The organism is Sideroxyarcus emersonii, assembly GCF_021654335.1.
Lineage (GTDB): Bacteria > Pseudomonadota > Gammaproteobacteria > Burkholderiales > Gallionellaceae > Sideroxyarcus > Sideroxyarcus emersonii.
In genome coordinates, this window is record NZ_AP023423.1 from 743,880 (window position 1) to 759,010 (window position 15,131).

At 62.4% G+C, this 15,131-nt stretch carries 16 protein-coding genes; 12 read left to right on the forward strand and 4 right to left on the reverse strand.

From position 1 onward, the window contains the following. Position 1 precedes the first annotated feature (1 nt). The 3 genes from ssb (at position 2) to L6418_RS03650 (ending at position 2,551) form a co-directional block, all read left to right on the forward strand. Complete coding sequence (gene ssb, locus L6418_RS03640) at positions 2-460, forward strand: single-stranded DNA-binding protein (protein WP_237248113.1); 459 nt, start codon at positions 2-4, stop codon at positions 458-460. A 260-nt stretch (positions 461-720) separates the two neighbouring features. Next, entirely contained in the window at positions 721-1,266 is a 546-nt protein-coding gene (locus L6418_RS03645) for a hypothetical protein (RefSeq protein ID WP_237248114.1), read from the forward strand. A 46-nt stretch (positions 1,267-1,312) separates the two neighbouring features. Then, positions 1,313-2,551 (forward strand): MFS transporter, encoded by a 1,239-nt coding sequence (locus L6418_RS03650; RefSeq protein WP_237248115.1) that lies wholly within the window; start codon positions 1,313-1,315, stop codon positions 2,549-2,551. Between the two features lie 34 nt (positions 2,552-2,585). Here the strand turns inward: L6418_RS03650 and L6418_RS03655 are convergent, their stop codons facing one another. From L6418_RS03655 to L6418_RS03670, 4 genes are read right to left on the reverse strand one after another with little or no spacing between them, the layout of a single operon-like run. After that, a complete protein-coding gene (locus L6418_RS03655) occupies positions 2,586-3,872 on the reverse strand; it encodes a TRAP transporter large permease (RefSeq protein WP_237248116.1) in 1,287 nt (428 codons plus the stop codon). Continuing rightward, complete coding sequence (locus L6418_RS03660) at positions 3,869-4,384, reverse strand: TRAP transporter small permease (protein WP_237248117.1); 516 nt, start codon at positions 4,382-4,384, stop codon at positions 3,869-3,871. Before L6418_RS03660 ends, L6418_RS03655 begins: the two co-directional genes overlap by 4 nt. A gap of 3 nt (positions 4,385-4,387) precedes the next feature. Further along, entirely contained in the window at positions 4,388-5,389 is a 1,002-nt protein-coding gene (gene dctP, locus L6418_RS03665) for a TRAP transporter substrate-binding protein DctP (RefSeq protein ID WP_237248118.1), read from the reverse strand. Positions 5,390-5,428: 39 nt separating this feature from the next. Then, complete coding sequence (locus L6418_RS03670; RefSeq protein ID WP_237248119.1) at positions 5,429-6,325, reverse strand: TRAP transporter TatT component family protein; 897 nt, start codon at positions 6,323-6,325, stop codon at positions 5,429-5,431. Between the two features lie 191 nt (positions 6,326-6,516). On the opposite strand from L6418_RS03670, the gene L6418_RS03675 reads away from it, so the two are divergent. The 9 genes from L6418_RS03675 (at position 6,517) to cydX (ending at position 15,012) form a co-directional block, all read left to right on the forward strand. Continuing rightward, on the forward strand, positions 6,517-7,173 hold the full coding sequence (locus L6418_RS03675; RefSeq protein ID WP_237248120.1) for a thiopurine S-methyltransferase: 657 nt from the start codon (positions 6,517-6,519) through the stop codon (positions 7,171-7,173). 130 nt (positions 7,174-7,303) lie between these two features. Then, entirely contained in the window at positions 7,304-7,897 is a 594-nt protein-coding gene (locus L6418_RS03680; protein WP_237248121.1) for a 2-oxoacid:acceptor oxidoreductase family protein, read from the forward strand. Next, positions 7,878-9,134: a transketolase C-terminal domain-containing protein gene (locus L6418_RS03685; protein WP_237248122.1), complete on the forward strand. Its 1,257-nt coding sequence runs from the start codon at positions 7,878-7,880 to the stop codon at positions 9,132-9,134. The genes L6418_RS03680 and L6418_RS03685 overlap by 20 nt, the downstream gene beginning before the upstream one ends. Before the next feature lie 13 nt (positions 9,135-9,147). Then, on the forward strand, positions 9,148-10,152 hold the full coding sequence (locus tag L6418_RS03690; protein WP_237248123.1) for a thiamine pyrophosphate-dependent enzyme: 1,005 nt from the start codon (positions 9,148-9,150) through the stop codon (positions 10,150-10,152). Next, the gene (locus tag L6418_RS03695; RefSeq protein WP_237248124.1) at positions 10,149-11,777 is read left to right on the forward strand and encodes an NAD(P)-binding protein; all 1,629 of its coding nucleotides are present in this window, start codon (positions 10,149-10,151) and stop codon (positions 11,775-11,777) included. The genes L6418_RS03690 and L6418_RS03695 overlap by 4 nt, the downstream gene beginning before the upstream one ends. A gap of 184 nt (positions 11,778-11,961) precedes the next feature. Next, entirely contained in the window at positions 11,962-12,165 is a 204-nt protein-coding gene (gene cydP, locus L6418_RS03700; protein WP_237248125.1) for a cytochrome oxidase putative small subunit CydP, read from the forward strand. Next, positions 12,162-13,727, forward strand: a complete 1,566-nt coding sequence (locus L6418_RS03705; RefSeq protein ID WP_237248126.1) for a cytochrome ubiquinol oxidase subunit I — start codon at positions 12,162-12,164, stop codon at positions 13,725-13,727. The genes cydP and L6418_RS03705 overlap by 4 nt, the downstream gene beginning before the upstream one ends. A gap of 14 nt (positions 13,728-13,741) precedes the next feature. After that, complete coding sequence (gene cydB / locus L6418_RS03710) at positions 13,742-14,881, forward strand: cytochrome d ubiquinol oxidase subunit II (protein WP_237248127.1); 1,140 nt, start codon at positions 13,742-13,744, stop codon at positions 14,879-14,881. A gap of 14 nt (positions 14,882-14,895) precedes the next feature. Beyond that, a complete protein-coding gene (cydX, locus tag L6418_RS03715) occupies positions 14,896-15,012 on the forward strand; it encodes a cytochrome bd-I oxidase subunit CydX (RefSeq protein ID WP_237248128.1) in 117 nt (38 codons plus the stop codon). Positions 15,013-15,131: the final 119 nt, after the last annotated feature.

The window sequence follows — 15,131 nt, forward strand, 5'->3', positions numbered from 1 at the left end:
GATGTCGGTGAACAAAGTGATCCTGGTGGGGCGTCTGGGTAAGGACCCGGAGACCCGTTATATGACCAATGGCGAGGCGGTGACCAACGTCACGCTGGCGACTTCCGAGAACTGGAAGGACAAGAGCGGCGAGAAACAGGAAAAGACCGAGTGGCACAATCTCGTGTTCTATCGCCGCCTGGCCGAAGTGGCGGGCGAATATCTGAAAAAGGGTTCGCAGATCTACGTCGAAGGCAAGATACAGACGCGCAAATGGCAGGATAAAGAGACGGGCAAGGATCGCTATACCACCGAGATCATCGTCAACGAAATGCAGATGCTGGGCAGCAAGTCCGGCGGCGGCAGCTTCGAGGTGGTGGAGAATCAGTCGGCCGCTCCGGCACGCAGTGCCGCCGCCAAACCCGCGGCCAGCACTGGCAAGAGCAATTTCGACAACTTCGATGACGATATCCCCTTCTGATCTGGATAATATCTAAATTGTTAAGATAGCGACCGCTTCGGCGGTCGTTTTTCATTGACCCTCCCGGGAAAATCGAGCCGGCCATATCATCTGCCTCGATCGGCAAGCGCTGGGGACGGCAGTTCGATTAAAGTCTGGCTGGCCATGGTCGATAGCAGGCAGAACGCTGCGATATTTGTCTTTTGCCGGCCTCGGCTCAGGCGGATAATCGCCAGGAATGGTCGCCGACATGACGCCGGTTGCCTGCGGGAAGGAAAACCGTGATCGATTCAGACTTCAATTGCCAGCAGCATGCGCAGCGCCGTGGCGACGCCGGACGAGCATCGGGCATTCAACGTGCAGCGCTGGCTGCCGGCCTGATGCTGGCCTCCTGTTTGTCACCCGCCTGTATTGCGGCAGGTGTTCCGGCTTCTACTTTCGGCACCACCATCGGCAGCGGACTGCTGTGTCTTGACCAGATCGATCCGTTCTTCTTCTGGTCCTATTTGAAAGAGTCTTTCGGGGCGCCCTACAAGCAAGAAGGCGGAGCTTATTGGTTCAAGGTCCAGACATCGCTGTGGGGGATGCAGGTGTCGGATATCCTGGTAAGCGACGGGTCCGGCCAGCTGGTTTTCCTGGCCGCGACGATCAAGGCCAAGCCGGATGCGCTGTCGGATGCCATTCTGGGCAGTACCGGCATCGGCTACATGAAAGACGGAACCATGCGTTATGCACCGATGGAGTCAGGGCTGGGCAGCAGGATCGTTTATGCCGGCCAGGATGCCAGAATATATTGCGCAAAATATAATCCGGACAGCTGGCGCTGACGCCCCGGAAAGATATCCCTCATCCCGATTCCCCGGCCGAACCCGCATGCAAAAACCGTCCCTGCCACACCCGAACCCGATCTTGGGCAATCGCGGCTTCATCAAACTGCTGGGTTTCCGTTTCCAGATATCGCTGGCTTACCAGATCATCGCCGTGGTGGTCGGCTGGCATATCTATCAGTTGACGCATGATCCCTTTGACCTCGGGCTGGTCGGATTGGCAGAGGTGATTCCCTATTTCGGCTTTGCCCTGTTTGCCGGCTATGTCGTCGATCATCACTCGCGCCGCATGTTCGGTGTGCTGGCCAGCATGGTTCTGGGTTGCAATGCGCTGGTGCTGCTGGCAGTCGCACTTGGCATGACGGCCGGCGATGAACTGACCTGGATTTATGCTGCCGTCGCGGCCGGCGGCATGGCGCGCGCCTTCATCGGTCCCTCCTACAATGCGCTGATCGCACTGGCTTTGCCGCGGGAGCATTATGCCCGAGCCGCCGGGATCGGCAGTTCCGTCTTCCAGTCGGCGCTGGTGCTGGGTCCTGCATTGGGCGGGGTGCTGGTGGCCTGGTTCGGTATCGCCGCCGGTTATCTGGTGGCCGCCATTCTCAGCCTGATGGCTGCGGCATCCTTGTTCATGCTGCGCATCGCGGAACCGCCGGCGGCGGCCAGCGCCCCGATATTCGCGAGCATCGCCGAGGGGCTGCGTTTCGTGTTCGGCAACCAGATCATTCTGGGGGCACAGGCGCTGGACATGTTTGCCGTGCTGTTCGGCGGCGCCGTCGCCATGTTGCCGGCTTTCATCCATGACGTCTTCCACTACGGACCGGAAGGTCTCGGCATCCTGCGCGCGGCCCCGGCAATCGGGGCAATCGTCACCGGAATCATGCTTGCGCGCCATCCATTGAGTCGGCATGCGGGCAGGTACCTGCTGGCCGCGGTCGCGGGATTCGGGGCCTGCATCATCCTGTTCGCCCTCACCAGCCATTTCTGGGTGGCCGCCTTCTTGTTGATGCTCTCGGGGATCTGCGATGGCGTGTCGGTGGTGATGCGCAGCACCATCATGCAACTGATGACGCCGGACACCATGCGCGGCCGCGTCTCGGCCATCAACGGCATCTTCATCGGCTCCTCGAACGAGCTGGGCGCTTTCGAATCCGGCCTGGCGGCGCGGCTGATGGGGCTGGTTCCGTCGGTGGTTTTTGGCGGGGCGATGTCCTTGCTCATCGTTGCCGTGACCGCGCGTCTGGCACCAGGACTGCGCAAACTGAACCTGCAGCAGTTGCACTAGGTGTGCGACGGCAGCCGGAGGCCGGCAGCTTGCTTCAGTGCCTGATCAGCGCCAGCGATAGTTCGGGCCAGTAGGTGATGATCAGCACGGCGACCAGCAGCATGGCCACGAACGGCAGCACGGCGCGGAAGATCTCCAGCATCGGCCGGTCGAAACGGTAGATGGCGATGAACAGGTTCATGCCCATCGGCGGCATCAGGTAGGCGATCTCCATGTTGGCCAGGAAGATGATGCCGAGATGGACCGGGTGGATGCCGTAGCCCACCGCGATCGGCAGGATCAGCGGCACCATGATCACCAGGGCCGAAAAGATATCGAGCATCATGCCGAGCAGCAGCAGGAAGATATTCAGCAGCAGCAGGAAACTGTAGGCATTGTCCACATGGGTGCGGATGAAGCTGAACAGCTTGGCCGGGATCTCGGCGTCGAGCAGGTAGTTGGTGGAAGCCAGCGACATGCCCAGCACGATCAGGATGGCGCCGACCAGCACCATGGATTCGCGCATGATCCTGGGCAGGTTGGTGAAGGTGATCTCGCGGTGGATGAGCACCTCGACGATGAATACATAGATGGCTGTGACTGCCGCTGCTTCGGAGACGGCGAAGTAGCCGCTGTAGATGCCGCCGAGCACGACGACGGGCAGCGGCAGTTCCCAGCCGGCCTCGCGCAACGCGGCCAGCGCCTCGCGCCAGCTGAATGGCTGGTGTACGGCCTGCGATCCGCGGTTCTGCCACAATCCATACAGCGATAGCAGGAATACGATCAGCAGGCCGGGCAGGATGCCGGCCAGGAACAGGTCGCTGATCGACACCGAATGGCCGATGTTGAGCTGCTGCGCCACCACGCCGTAGAGGATGAGCGGCAACGAGGGAGCGAACAGCAGGCCGATGCTGCCGGAGGTGGTGACCAGGCCGAGGCTGAAGCGTTCGGGATAGCCTGCCTGTTTGAGGGCCGGGTACAGCATGCCGCCGAGCGCCACGATGGTCACGCCGGAGGCGCCGGTGAAAGCCGTGAACATCGCGCAGATGACCAGTGCCACCGCCGCCAGTCCGCCGGGCATCCAGCCGAAGAAGACATTGGTGATGCGCACCAGGCGCCTGGGGGCATTCGATTCGGCCAGCAGGTAACCGGCGAAAGTGAACAGCGGGATGGCGAGCAGCACCGGCATCTCGGCCAGGCGGTAGATCTCGATGGCGACGACGGTCAGGTCGACATCGTCGCGCGCAAAATTCACCATCACGCTGGCGGCGATGACCGCGAACAGCGGTGCGCCGAGCAGCATCATGGCGATGAGCGCGATGCCGATCAGGATCATGGTCATTCCGCCACCTCGCGCCCGCGGGCCTGCTGTACATGGTGCACGAAGCGCAAGGCATAACGCAGTGCGATCAGCGTGAATGCCAGCGGCAGGATGCTGGCAGCGACCCACACCGGCAGCGAGCCGAAGACCATTTCGCCAGATTCGTGTGCGCTCTGCATGAAGCGCAGCGCCTGCCACGCCAGCACCAGGCACACCGCCAGCGTGAACAGGTCGGTCGCTGCTACCACTCCCGACTTGAGCCGGCCCGGCAACCAGCGCGCGATGGCGTCCACATGGATATGCTTGCCCTCACGGCTGGCGGCGACGGCGCCTAGGAATGCCACCCACAGCACCAGCAGGCGCAGCAACTGATCGGCACCGAAGATGCTCGTGTCGAAGAAATTGCGGAACAGTATCTGCGCAGCGGCCAGCAACACCATCGATGCCAGCATGGCGATGAGCAGTGCGTTCTCGGTCCAGGTGACGACCCTGATCAGGCGGGCCAGCACGGGGGGCAGGTTGCGGGTCGGCATGCGCTAGTGGTGGCTGCGGCGGTATGCATCGAGATTGCCGCGCAGCTCCTTGACCAGAGCCGGCGAGAACACGCCCTGGCTGGTCAGTCGTTCGATGGTCTGGTCGGCGGCGGCGTGCAGCTTGGCCATCTCGTCCGGCGCCAGCGAAACGAACACGATGCCCTGCTTGCGCAATGCCTCGCGCGCACTGTTGTCGTCGATGCGGGTCTGGCGATTCATTGCCGCGTACACGCGTTCCATCACTTCGCGCATGACCGCCTGGTCGGCCGCGCTCATGCCGGAAAATGCCTTCTTGTCGACGGCCAGCGCACCGAAGATGGACATGGTCGGCACATCGGTCAGGTACTTCACCTTGGTGTGCCATTGCAGCGCGATGGCGCCGGAGGCGGTCGCGCCGATGGTGGTGATGAGCCCGGTCTGCAGGCCGGTGAGTACGTCGGTGAGCGGCAAGGGCAGCGAGGGAGCGCCCAGCGTCTCGAACATCGCGCGGCTGATATCGTCGCCCTCCGGCACCCAGATCTTCTGGTTCTTCAGGTCGTCGACGTGCTGCAGCTGCGTATTCGACATCAGGTAGGCGAAGCCGCCGTCGGTGATGCCGAAAGTCACGAAGCCGTGATCCTCGATGCCTTGCGCGATCTTCTTGTCCATGCGTGCGCGCACATAATCGAGTTCATCGTAGGAACGGAACAGCATCGGCAGGCTGTAGACCTGCGCATCGGGATATATCTCGGCCAGCGCGCCGCCGGTAAGCGCACCACCCTGCAATTGGCCGGCGCGGATCTTGCGCAGCACCACGCGGTCGCTGCCCATGCTGCCGCCGGGATAGAATTTGATGGTGACGCGTCCTTCGGTGCGCTTCTCGATCTCTTCGCCGCCCTTGCGCAGCTCCTGCATCCACTGCGTGCCATCCGGCGCCAGTGTGGCGATCTTCAGGTTCAGCGCCTGGGCCGAGCCCACCGGGCCGGCCAGCAGTGCCGCAAACATGAATGACAACAGTGCACGCATTTTTTTCCCTTCACGCCTCAACGGACGATTGTGTTGTTCTTAAAAATAGCTGTCTGCGCTCGCCAGCAACTCGCGCGCCTGGCGTTTTGCCAGCACGTTGCTCAGCGTCAGCCCGGGTTCGACGGCCTCGGCATCGAGCACCTCCTGCAGCAGCCGGTCGTGCAGCGGCCGGTCGTAAGTGATGCGCGCATAACGGCGCGCATATTCTACCTTGGCCATCAGGTCCCGGCCTGCGGAGAGTTCGATGGCGCGCTCGAAATGCATGCGCCCTTCCTCCGGTTTGCCGCCCAGCGCCGGCGGCAGCAATGTGGCGAACACGCCCAGATATAGGTGCGCTTCGCCGTGGCTATAGGTTTCGTCCAGTTCGACCACGCGCATCATCATGGCTTTCACCTTGGGCAGGCTGGCGATCGCGTTCCAGTCGCTGCTGTTGGCTTGTATCCAGCCGGCCCAGGCCGCGCCGCTGGCATATATCAGCGGCACATCGTCCGCTTTCAGTTTGCCGATGGCGGCGACGAATTCATCGTAGGGGCGCTCCAGCAATCTGCACAGCTGCGCGTCGTGGGCGCACAGCGCGCGATCGCTGTAGGCGCGAGCCTTGCGCGCCAGGCGTTTGGCGCGCTCCGGTTCTTTGACGAACGCGGCTGCATAGGCGCCATATAGCTTGCTGCCCGACAGCAACAGGTTTTCGTTCTTCGGGTCGCCCTCGATCAGGCTGTCGACCAGCAGCAGGTAGGAAGGCATGCCGGCCTCCACCGTTTCCGGGTCGTCCTGGTTGAGGATCGCGCTGGACAGGTTGTCGGCAAGCTTGCCGGAGGCGGATGTGACAAAGCCGGCACAGCCGGTCAGGGCGGACAGCGTCAGCAGATAGGCGATCAGGCGGGTCAGGTGCATGGTTGGGGCGGGATGGTTTCGTACGGTTTGTTTTCTGCGCAAGCTAAACCATTTCCATGGCATGTGCAACCGTGAAGGGGCGCCATGCGGTCTGTTTTTTGCGGCATCTTTATCTAGGTATATTGTCGAGCGGCAGGTTCGTTGGTAGTGTACCTGCTATCAAGGTGCGGGTGTTCGGCGCGGGATGTCTGGAGCGTGGGCGGATGATCGATGAAGATGGGCGGGATCGGCAAATGAAAAAAGACTTTTGGCTGGAACGTTGGGAGCGGAACGAGATCGGTTTCCACCAGGACGAGATCAATCCGTATTTGCGGCGATACTGGCAGGAATTGTTTCCAGCCCGGGATACCCGGGTGTTCGTGCCGCTGTGCGGCAAGAGCCTCGATATGCTGTGGCTGCGCAAGCAGGGCTGCCCGGTGCTCGGCGTGGAGCTCAGCGCCATCGCCGTACAGGCGTTCTTCGAGGAAAACGGCTATGCGCCGAGCCATACGGTCAGCGGCAAGTTCGAGCAGTGCGAGGCGGGCGACATCCGCATCCTGTGCGGAGACTTCTTCGACCTGCAGCGCGGGGATCTGGCACAGGTGAACGGGGTGTACGACAGGGCATCGCTGGTTGCGCTGCCGCCCGAGATGCGCGAGCGCTATGCCGGCCACCTGGCGGAGATCCTGCCGCCCGGGACGCAGATCCTGCTGGTCACGTTCGATTACCCGCAGGCGGAAATGCAGGGGCCGCCTTTTGCGGTTTCCATCGACGAAGTGGAGGCGCTCTATGGCAGCCGTGCCAGCATACGTTTGCTGGCGCAGCATGATGCCTTGCCGGACAATCCGCGTTTCCGGCAACGCGGCCTGAGCCGGTTGCAGGAGAACATCTTCCTGCTGACACTGGGGTAGGGAGCGGGGCGAGCATTCTCGTTATCGGTATAGGGGATTTACCGCGTGCCAGGTATGCGGGAGCCGATTTGATGTGATAATGGACCATCTGCAGCAGCCCGGTGATGCGGGGACTCTCAAGGAGTGCGACATGTTCCAGGTCAGAATCCATGGTCGTGGCGGTCAAGGGGTGGTGAGCGGAGCGGAGATGCTGTCCATCGCCGCCTTTTTGCAGGGCAACTACGCGCAAGCCTTTCCCAGTTTCGGTTCCGAACGCACCGGCGCCCCGGTGGTCGCCTTCTGCCGCATTGCCGACCGCGAGATCCGGTTGCGCGAGCCGGTCATGCAGCCCGATGCGCTGATCATCCAGGATCCTACCTTGCTGCATCAGGTCGATGTGTTCGGCGGCCTGCGGCAGGACGGTTATGTACTGATCAACACTTCACGCAGTTTCGAGGCGCTCGGTATCGGCGAAATCGCCACCGGGCGGCGGGCGGAGCGCTTGTGCACCGTCCCGGCGAGCGAACTGGCCTTGCAGCATGTCGGGCGTCCGTTGCCGAATGCCGCGCTGCTCGGCGGCTTCGCAGCGCTCAGCGGCAAAGTTGATCTGGCTTCGGTGGCTGCCGCGGTGCGCGAGAAGTTTTCCGGCAAGGTGGCCGACGGCAACATCGCCGCCGCCACCGCCGCCTACGATTTTGTGCAACGCAAGATGCAGGAGGCAGCCCATGTCGCTCAAGCAATGTGAAGGTTCGCGCGCCGTCGCCGAAGCGGTCGCGCTGTGCCGCCCGGAAGTGATCTGCGCCTACCCGATCTCGCCGCAGACGCACATCGTCGAGGCGCTGGGCGAGATGGTGAAGTCCGGCGAGTTGCAGCCTTGCGAATTCATCAACGTCGAATCCGAGTTCGCCGCGATGTCGGTGGCCATCGGCGCTTCCGCCGCCGGCGCGCGCGCCTACACTGCCACTGCTTCGCAGGGCCTGCTGTTCATGGTGGAGGCGGTGTACAACGCGGCCGGTCTCGGCCTGCCGATCGTGATGACCGTGGCGAACCGCGCGATCGGCGCGCCCATCAACATCTGGAACGACCACTCCGATTCGATGTCGCAGCGCGACTGCGGCTGGATACAGCTGTTTGCCGAGACCAACCAGGAGGCGCTCGACCTGCACATCCAGGCATTCCGCCTGGGCGAGGAACTGTCGCTGCCGGTGATGGTGTGCATGGACGGTTTCATTCTGACCCATGCCTACGAGCGGGTCGACATGCCGACGCAGGCCCAGGTGGACGCATACCTGCCGCCGTTCGTGCCGCGCCAGGTGCTTGATCCGGACGAGCCGGTGTCCATCGGCGCGATGGTCGGTCCGGAAGCTTTTACCGAAGTGCGCTATCTCGCGCACGCCAAGCAGATGCAGGCGCTGGAACTGATCCCGCAGCATGCCGCCGAATTCAGGAAGATCTTTGCCCGCGATTCGGGCGGGCTGGTGCGTCCCTATCGTTGCGAAGATGCGGAGACCATCGTCGTCGCCCTCGGCTCGGTGCTCGGTACCATCAAGGATGTGGTGGACGAGATGCGCGACGAGGGCCACAAGATCGGCGTCCTGGGCGTGGTCTCGTTCCGCCCCTTCCCGCTGGCCGCGGTGCGCGATGCGTTGCAGGCTGCCCGGCGCGTCGTGGTGCTGGAAAAAAGCCTGGCGGTGGGTATCGGCGGTATCGTCTCCACCGATGTGCGCATGGCGCTGTCCGGCTTGCCTCTGCCCACCTGTACGGTGATCGCGGGACTCGGCGGACGCGCCATCACCAAGGCCTCGCTGCATAATCTGTTGCACCAGGCGCAGCGGGATGAGCTGGAACAGCTGACCTTCCTCGATCTCGACGGGAAGCTGATCGAGCGTCATCTGCAGCGCGAGAAGCAGATGCGGCGTTCCGGCCCGCTGGCCGAGAATATCCTGCGCGATGTCGGCGTCGTCGCCGCGCGCATTGCCTGAGGAGGAAGACGCCATGCCGTTCCAGCCCGTCAAGTTCTACCAGACCGGCACCTTCACCGTCGGCAACCGCCTGCTGGCGCCGGAAGAGCGCAGCGTGCAGGCCAACATGCAGCGTACCAATTCGCTCAATTCCGGGCATCGCGCCTGCCAGGGCTGCGGCGAGGCGCTGGGCGCGCGCTATGCCATCGATGCGGCGATGAACGCAAGCAACAGGAGGCTCATCGCGGCGAACGCCACCGGTTGCCTGGAGGTGTTCTCCACGCCTTATCCCGAGACCTCGTGGCAGATCCCGTGGCTGCATTCGCTGTTCGGCAACACCGCAGCGGTCGCCACCGGCATCGCCGCCGCGATGCGCGCCAAAGGCCGCCGCGACGTGCGCGTCATCGCGCAGGGCGGCGACGGCGGCACTACCGACATCGGTTTCGGTTGCCTGTCCGGCATGTTCGAGCGCAACGACGACGTGCTTTACATCTGCTACGACAACGAGGCCTACATGAACACCGGCGTGCAGCGTTCCAGCGCGACGCCGCCCGCTGCGCGTACGGCAACCACCATGCCGGTCGGCCCCGAACCCGGCAACGTGTTCGGGCAGGGCAAGAACCTGCCGCAGATCGCCATGGCGCACAACATCCCCTACGTTGCCACCGCCACTGTCGCCGACCTGCACGACCTCGAATACAAGGTTAAGAAGGCCATCGGCATACGCGGCGCGAAGTACATCCATATCTACGTGCCGTGTCCGCTCGGCTGGGGTGCGGCGTCGCACGACACCATCAAGCTGGCGCGCCTGGTCAAGGAGAGCGGGCTGTTCCCGGTCTACGAAGCCGAGCACGGCGTGGTCACCAGCGTCTCCAGGATCCGCAAGCGCGTGCCGGTGGAAGACTATCTCAGGCTGCAACGCCGTTTTGCCCACCTGTTCGGCAAGGTGCCTGCGGTGGCGACCATCGCGCGCATCCAGGCAATGGCGGACCACAATATCCGCAAGTTCGGCCTGATCGAGGAAGGAGCGGACCGATGAACAAGCCATTCGCCATCACCCTCGATGTCGGTTCCTCGCTGGCCAACCATACCGGTTCGTGGCGCACCCTGCGCCCGCTCTATGTGGACCGGCTGCCGCCGTGCAACAACGCCTGTCCGTCCGGCGAGAACATCCAGGGCTGGCTGTTCCATGCCGAAGCGGGCGACTACGAAGCGGCCTGGCGCGTGCTGGTGCAGGACAATCCGTTGCCCGCCGTGATGGGGCGCGTCTGCTACCACCCGTGCGAGACTTCATGCAATCGCGGCCAGCTGGACAGTGCCGTGGGTATCAACTCGGTGGAGCGCTTCCTCGGCGACGAAGCCATCAAGCGCGGCTGGAAATTCGATCTGCCGGAGAAACATTCGGGCAAAAAAGTGCTGGTCGTCGGCGCAGGGCCTTCCGGGCTTTCTGCTGCCTATCACCTGGCACGTTTCGGCCACCAGGTCACGATCTGCGATGCCGGTCCGTATGCCGGCGGCATGATGCGGTTCGGCATCCCCAAATACCGCCTGCCGCGCGATGTGCTGGATGCCGAGGTGCAGCGCATCCTCGACCTGGGCGTCACGCTCAAGCTCAACACCAGGGTGGACAACGTGCTTGATGCCATGCAGGGCGGCGGTTTCGATGCTGTCTTCCTCGCTGTCGGGGCGCACATCGGCAAGCGCGCCTACATCCCGGCAGGTTCGGCGGCGAAGATACTCGATGCCGTCTCCGTACTGCGCTCGATGGAAGGCGAAGAGCAGCCCATGCTCGGTCGCCGGGTGGTGGTCTACGGCGGCGGCAACACCGCCATCGACGTGGCGCGCACTGCCAAACGCCTCGGTGCGGAGGAGGCCGTCATCGTCTACCGGCGTACCCGCGAGAAGATGCCCGCGCACGAGTTCGAAGTCGAGGAGGCCTTGCAGGAAGGCGTGCTCATCAAATGGCTGTCGACCATCAAGCAGGTCAGCGACGAAGGGGCCCTCACCATCGAAAAGATGCGGCTGGACGAGCACGGATTCCCGCAACCTACCGGCGAGTTTGAGGCGCTGTCATCGGATACGCTGGTGCTGGCGCTTGGCCAGGATGTGGATCTGTCGCTGCTCGACGGCGTACCCAGGCTGGAGATCAGGGACGGCACCGTGCAGGTCTCGGTCAACCTGATGACCGGTTACCCGGGCATCTTCGCCGGCGGCGACATGGTGCCTTCCGAACGCACCGTGACGGTGGGGATCGGCCACGGCAAGAAGGCCGCGCGCAACATCGATGCCTGGCTGCGCGGCGAGACTTACTCGGCAGGGCCGAAACATGAACTGGCCAATTACGAGAAACTCAATCCCTGGTATTACGACGACGCCCCGAAGACGCTGCGTCCCACCCTGGACATCCTGCGCCGGCTGTCCACCTTCGAGGAGGTACAGGGCGGACTGGATGAAAGCAACGCCTTGTTCGAAGCGCGCCGTTGCCTGTCTTGCGGCAACTGCTTCGAGTGCGACAACTGCTACGGCGTCTGTCCCGACAACGCGGTGATCAAGCTGGGGCCGGGCAAACGCTTCGAATTCAATTACGACTATTGCAAGGGCTGCGGGATCTGCGTTTCGGAATGTCCGTGCGGGGCGATCAAGATGGTCCCGGAAGAAATCTAGCCGGACTTCGAAGACGGTCTTCAGGATGCCTGCCGGGAGATCAAGTCGATGAAATGCAAGGTTTATTCTTGATTCCGGCAGGCGGCGTATCGGCCGCGCCCTGAAAACGTGGTTGCAAATAAGAATATCATCATATTATTATATATGGATCGATCAAGGCAGCATCTGCTCACTGGAGCCGTGCATGAGATTCTTTGTTGAACACCCACTGACCAAAAAGGTCGCCATCGTTACCGTCGTCAAGCTGCTCGGCTTGCTGGCGTTGTGGTGGTTGTTCTTCAGCGGTCCCAGCGACCGCGACCTGACGCCGGATCAGGTCGGCAACGCGATTTTGCATCCCTTAACCCCAAAGACAACATCACAGCACAGCCATGAGGAGGAAAAATGATAAGTACTGAACTGGTCGACCTTTCGAGGTTGCAATTCGCGGTCACCGCGCTGTATCACTTCCTGTTCGTTCCGCTGACCCTGGGCATGACCTTCCTGCTAGTCATCATGGAGGGTTCCTACCTGGTGACCGGACAGCAGATCTACAAGGACATGACCCGCTTCTGGGGCAAACTGTTCGGTATCAATTTCGCGCTCGGGGTCACCACCGGGTTGACCATGGAATTCCAGTTCGGCACCAACTGGGCATACTACTCGCACTACGTCGGCGACATTTTCGGTGCGCCGCTGGCGATCGAGGGCCTGATGGCCTTCTTCCTCGAGTCGACCTTCATAGGCCTGTTCTTCTTCGGTTGGGACAGGCTGAGCAAAGGCCAGCATTTCATGGTCACCGTGCTGACCGCCATCGGCTCCAACCTGTCAGCACTGTGGATCCTGATCGCCAACGGCTGGATGCAGGACCCGGTCGGTGCCGAATTCTCCTACACCACCATGCGCATGGAGCTCACCAACTTCTGGCAGGTGATCTTCAACCCGACCGCGCAGGCCAAATTCGTGCATACCGTCTCCGCCGGTTATGTCACCGCTTCGCTGTTCGTATTGGGCATCTCGTCCTGGTACATCCTCAAGGGACGCGACCTGGAGTTCGCGCGCCGCTCGTTCCGCATCGCTGCCGCCTTCGGCTTTGCCTCCGCGTTGTCGGTGATCGTGCTGGGCGACGAGTCCGGCTATACCATCTCCGAGTCGCAGCAGACCAAACTGGCCGCAATGGAGGCGATGTGGCATACCGAACCGGCTCCGGCCGCGTTCAACCTGTTCGCGCTTCCCAACGAGAAGGAGCAGCGCAACGACCTTGAGGTGCAGATTCCCTACGTGATGGGCATCATCGGCACTCGCTCGTTCACCAAGGAGATTCCCGGCATTGCGGAGATCAAGGAAAAGAACCGCAAGCGCATCGAATCCGGCATGCTCGCGGTGAGCGCCATGGAGACGCTGCGTCGCGACAAGAACGACGCGGCGGCCAAGGAGGTGTTCGAGGCACACAAGCAGGATATCGGTTTCGGCCTGCTGCTGAAGAAATACACTGAAGACGTGGCCAAGGCGACGCCGGACATGATCCAGCAGGCGGTGGACAGCACTGTGCCGCGCGTGGCGCCGATGTTCTGGTCGTTCCGGATCATGGTCGCGCTGGGATTCGCTTTCGCACTGCTGCTGGGCCTGTCGCTGTACCACACGGTGCGCGGCACTTTCCTCAGGCAGCGCTGGCTGCTGCGCTGGGCCGTGCTGTTCATCCCGATGCCGTGGATCGCCGCCGAATTCGGCTGGTTCGTGGCTGAATACGGCCGCCAGCCGTGGACCATCTATGGCGTGTTGCCCACGCACCTGTCGGCCTCCAGCCTCTCGGTCGGCAGCCTGTACGGATCGCTCACCGGCTTCGTCGTGTTCTACACCGGACTGCTCGTCATCGAGATGTACCTGATGGTCAAGTTCGCGCGCAAGGGACCCGCCAGCCTGGGTACCGGCCGCTACCACGCCGAGCAAACCGCAACTGCCACTATCTAAACGAGGAGATAGACATGCTGGATTACGAAACACTCAAATTCATCTGGTGGCTGCTGGTCGGCGCACTGTTGCTCGGCTTCGCCATCATGGACGGCCACGATATGGGCGTCGGCACGCTGCTGCCTTTCGCCGGCAAGAACGACACCGAGCGGCGCATCATGATCAACACCGTCGGTCCGCACTGGGACGGCAACCAGGTCTGGTTCATCACCGCCGGCGGCGCCATCTTCGCCGCCTGGCCGCTGGTGTATGCCACTGCCTTTTCCGGTTTCTACTGGGCCATGCTGGCGGTGCTGTGGGCGCTGTTCTTCCGCCCGGTCGGCTTCGACTATCGCAGCAAGATCGAGAACCCGACCTGGCGCAAGACCTGGGACTGGGGGCTGTTCGTCGGCGGCGTCGTACCCCCGCTGATTTTCGGCGTGGCGTTCGGCAACCTGCTGCAAGGCGTGCCGTTCCACTTCGACGACACGTTGCGCAGCTATTACACCGGCACCTTCTGGGCCCTGCTCAATCCGTTCGCACTGCTCACCGGAGTGGTCAGCTCGGCGATGATCACGGCGCACGGTGCCAATTACCTGATGATCCGTACCGAAGGCGATGTGTACCGCCGGGTTCGTACCGCATCGCTGGTGTTCGGCACCCTGACGCTGGCCGCTTTCGCCGCCGCCGGGGTCTGGCTGGCGAATGGCATCCACGGCTATGTCATCACCAGCGTGATCGACCACAACGCCTTGCCCAATCCGCTGGACAAGACCGTCGTCACCCAGGCAGGCGCATGGCTCAACAACTACAGCCTGTATCCGGCCACCAAGCTGGTGCCGGCCATCGGTTTCGCCGGCGGCCTGCTGGCGATCGCTGCAGCCTGGTTCAACAAGCCGCTGACCGCTTTCGTCAGTTCGGCGCTGGGTATGCTGGGTATCATCGGCACGGCGGGCGTCTCGCTGTTTCCGTTCATCATGCCGTCGAGTTCCGATCCGCGCTCCAGCCTGACGGTGTGGGACAGCGTGTCGTCGCACATGACGCTGGGGCTGATGCTGGGCGCGACCGTGATCTTCCTGCCGCTCATCATCGTCTACACCAGCTGGGCGTACAAGATGATGTCCGGCAAGGTGACTGAAGCCTTCATCAAGGCCAACGACAAATCCGCTTATTAGAAAGGAGAACGACGATGTGGTATTTTGCTTGGATACTGGGCGTCTCGATGGCGGTGCTGCTGGCCATCGTCAACACCATGATTTGCGATGCGCAGGCCTGCTCCGCGGAGCAGGAAAAGGACCGTTCCTGATCGGCGCGTCCTCCCTGCCGGCACCGGGCCGGATGCGGCAGTGCCGGCAGGGCGCAGTTGAATGGGTACGCGAGAAGCAGATGTAGCCAGTTTTGTATTTGAACTTGATCGTATTACCG

Coding starts and splice junctions, on each gene's coding strand:
- cydB (WP_237248127.1), top strand. CDS start 13,742: ATGCTGGATTACGAAACACTCAAATTCATCTGGTGGCTGCTGGTCGGC.
- ssb (WP_237248113.1), top strand. CDS start 2: ATGTCGGTGAACAAAGTGATCCTGGTGGGGCGTCTGGGTAAGGACCCG.
- L6418_RS03650 (WP_237248115.1), top strand. CDS start 1,313: ATGCAAAAACCGTCCCTGCCACACCCGAACCCGATCTTGGGCAATCGC.
- L6418_RS03705 (WP_237248126.1), top strand. CDS start 12,162: ATGATAAGTACTGAACTGGTCGACCTTTCGAGGTTGCAATTCGCGGTC.
- dctP (WP_237248118.1), bottom strand. CDS start 5,389: ATGCGTGCACTGTTGTCATTCATGTTTGCGGCACTGCTGGCCGGCCCG.
- L6418_RS03685 (WP_237248122.1), top strand. CDS start 7,878: ATGTCGCTCAAGCAATGTGAAGGTTCGCGCGCCGTCGCCGAAGCGGTC.
- cydP (WP_237248125.1), top strand. CDS start 11,962: ATGAGATTCTTTGTTGAACACCCACTGACCAAAAAGGTCGCCATCGTT.
- cydX (WP_237248128.1), top strand. CDS start 14,896: ATGTGGTATTTTGCTTGGATACTGGGCGTCTCGATGGCGGTGCTGCTG.
- L6418_RS03680 (WP_237248121.1), top strand. CDS start 7,304: ATGTTCCAGGTCAGAATCCATGGTCGTGGCGGTCAAGGGGTGGTGAGC.
- L6418_RS03660 (WP_237248117.1), bottom strand. CDS start 4,384: ATGCCGACCCGCAACCTGCCCCCCGTGCTGGCCCGCCTGATCAGGGTC.
- L6418_RS03675 (WP_237248120.1), top strand. CDS start 6,517: ATGAAAAAAGACTTTTGGCTGGAACGTTGGGAGCGGAACGAGATCGGT.
- L6418_RS03690 (WP_237248123.1), top strand. CDS start 9,148: ATGCCGTTCCAGCCCGTCAAGTTCTACCAGACCGGCACCTTCACCGTC.
- L6418_RS03695 (WP_237248124.1), top strand. CDS start 10,149: ATGAACAAGCCATTCGCCATCACCCTCGATGTCGGTTCCTCGCTGGCC.
- L6418_RS03655 (WP_237248116.1), bottom strand. CDS start 3,872: ATGACCATGATCCTGATCGGCATCGCGCTCATCGCCATGATGCTGCTC.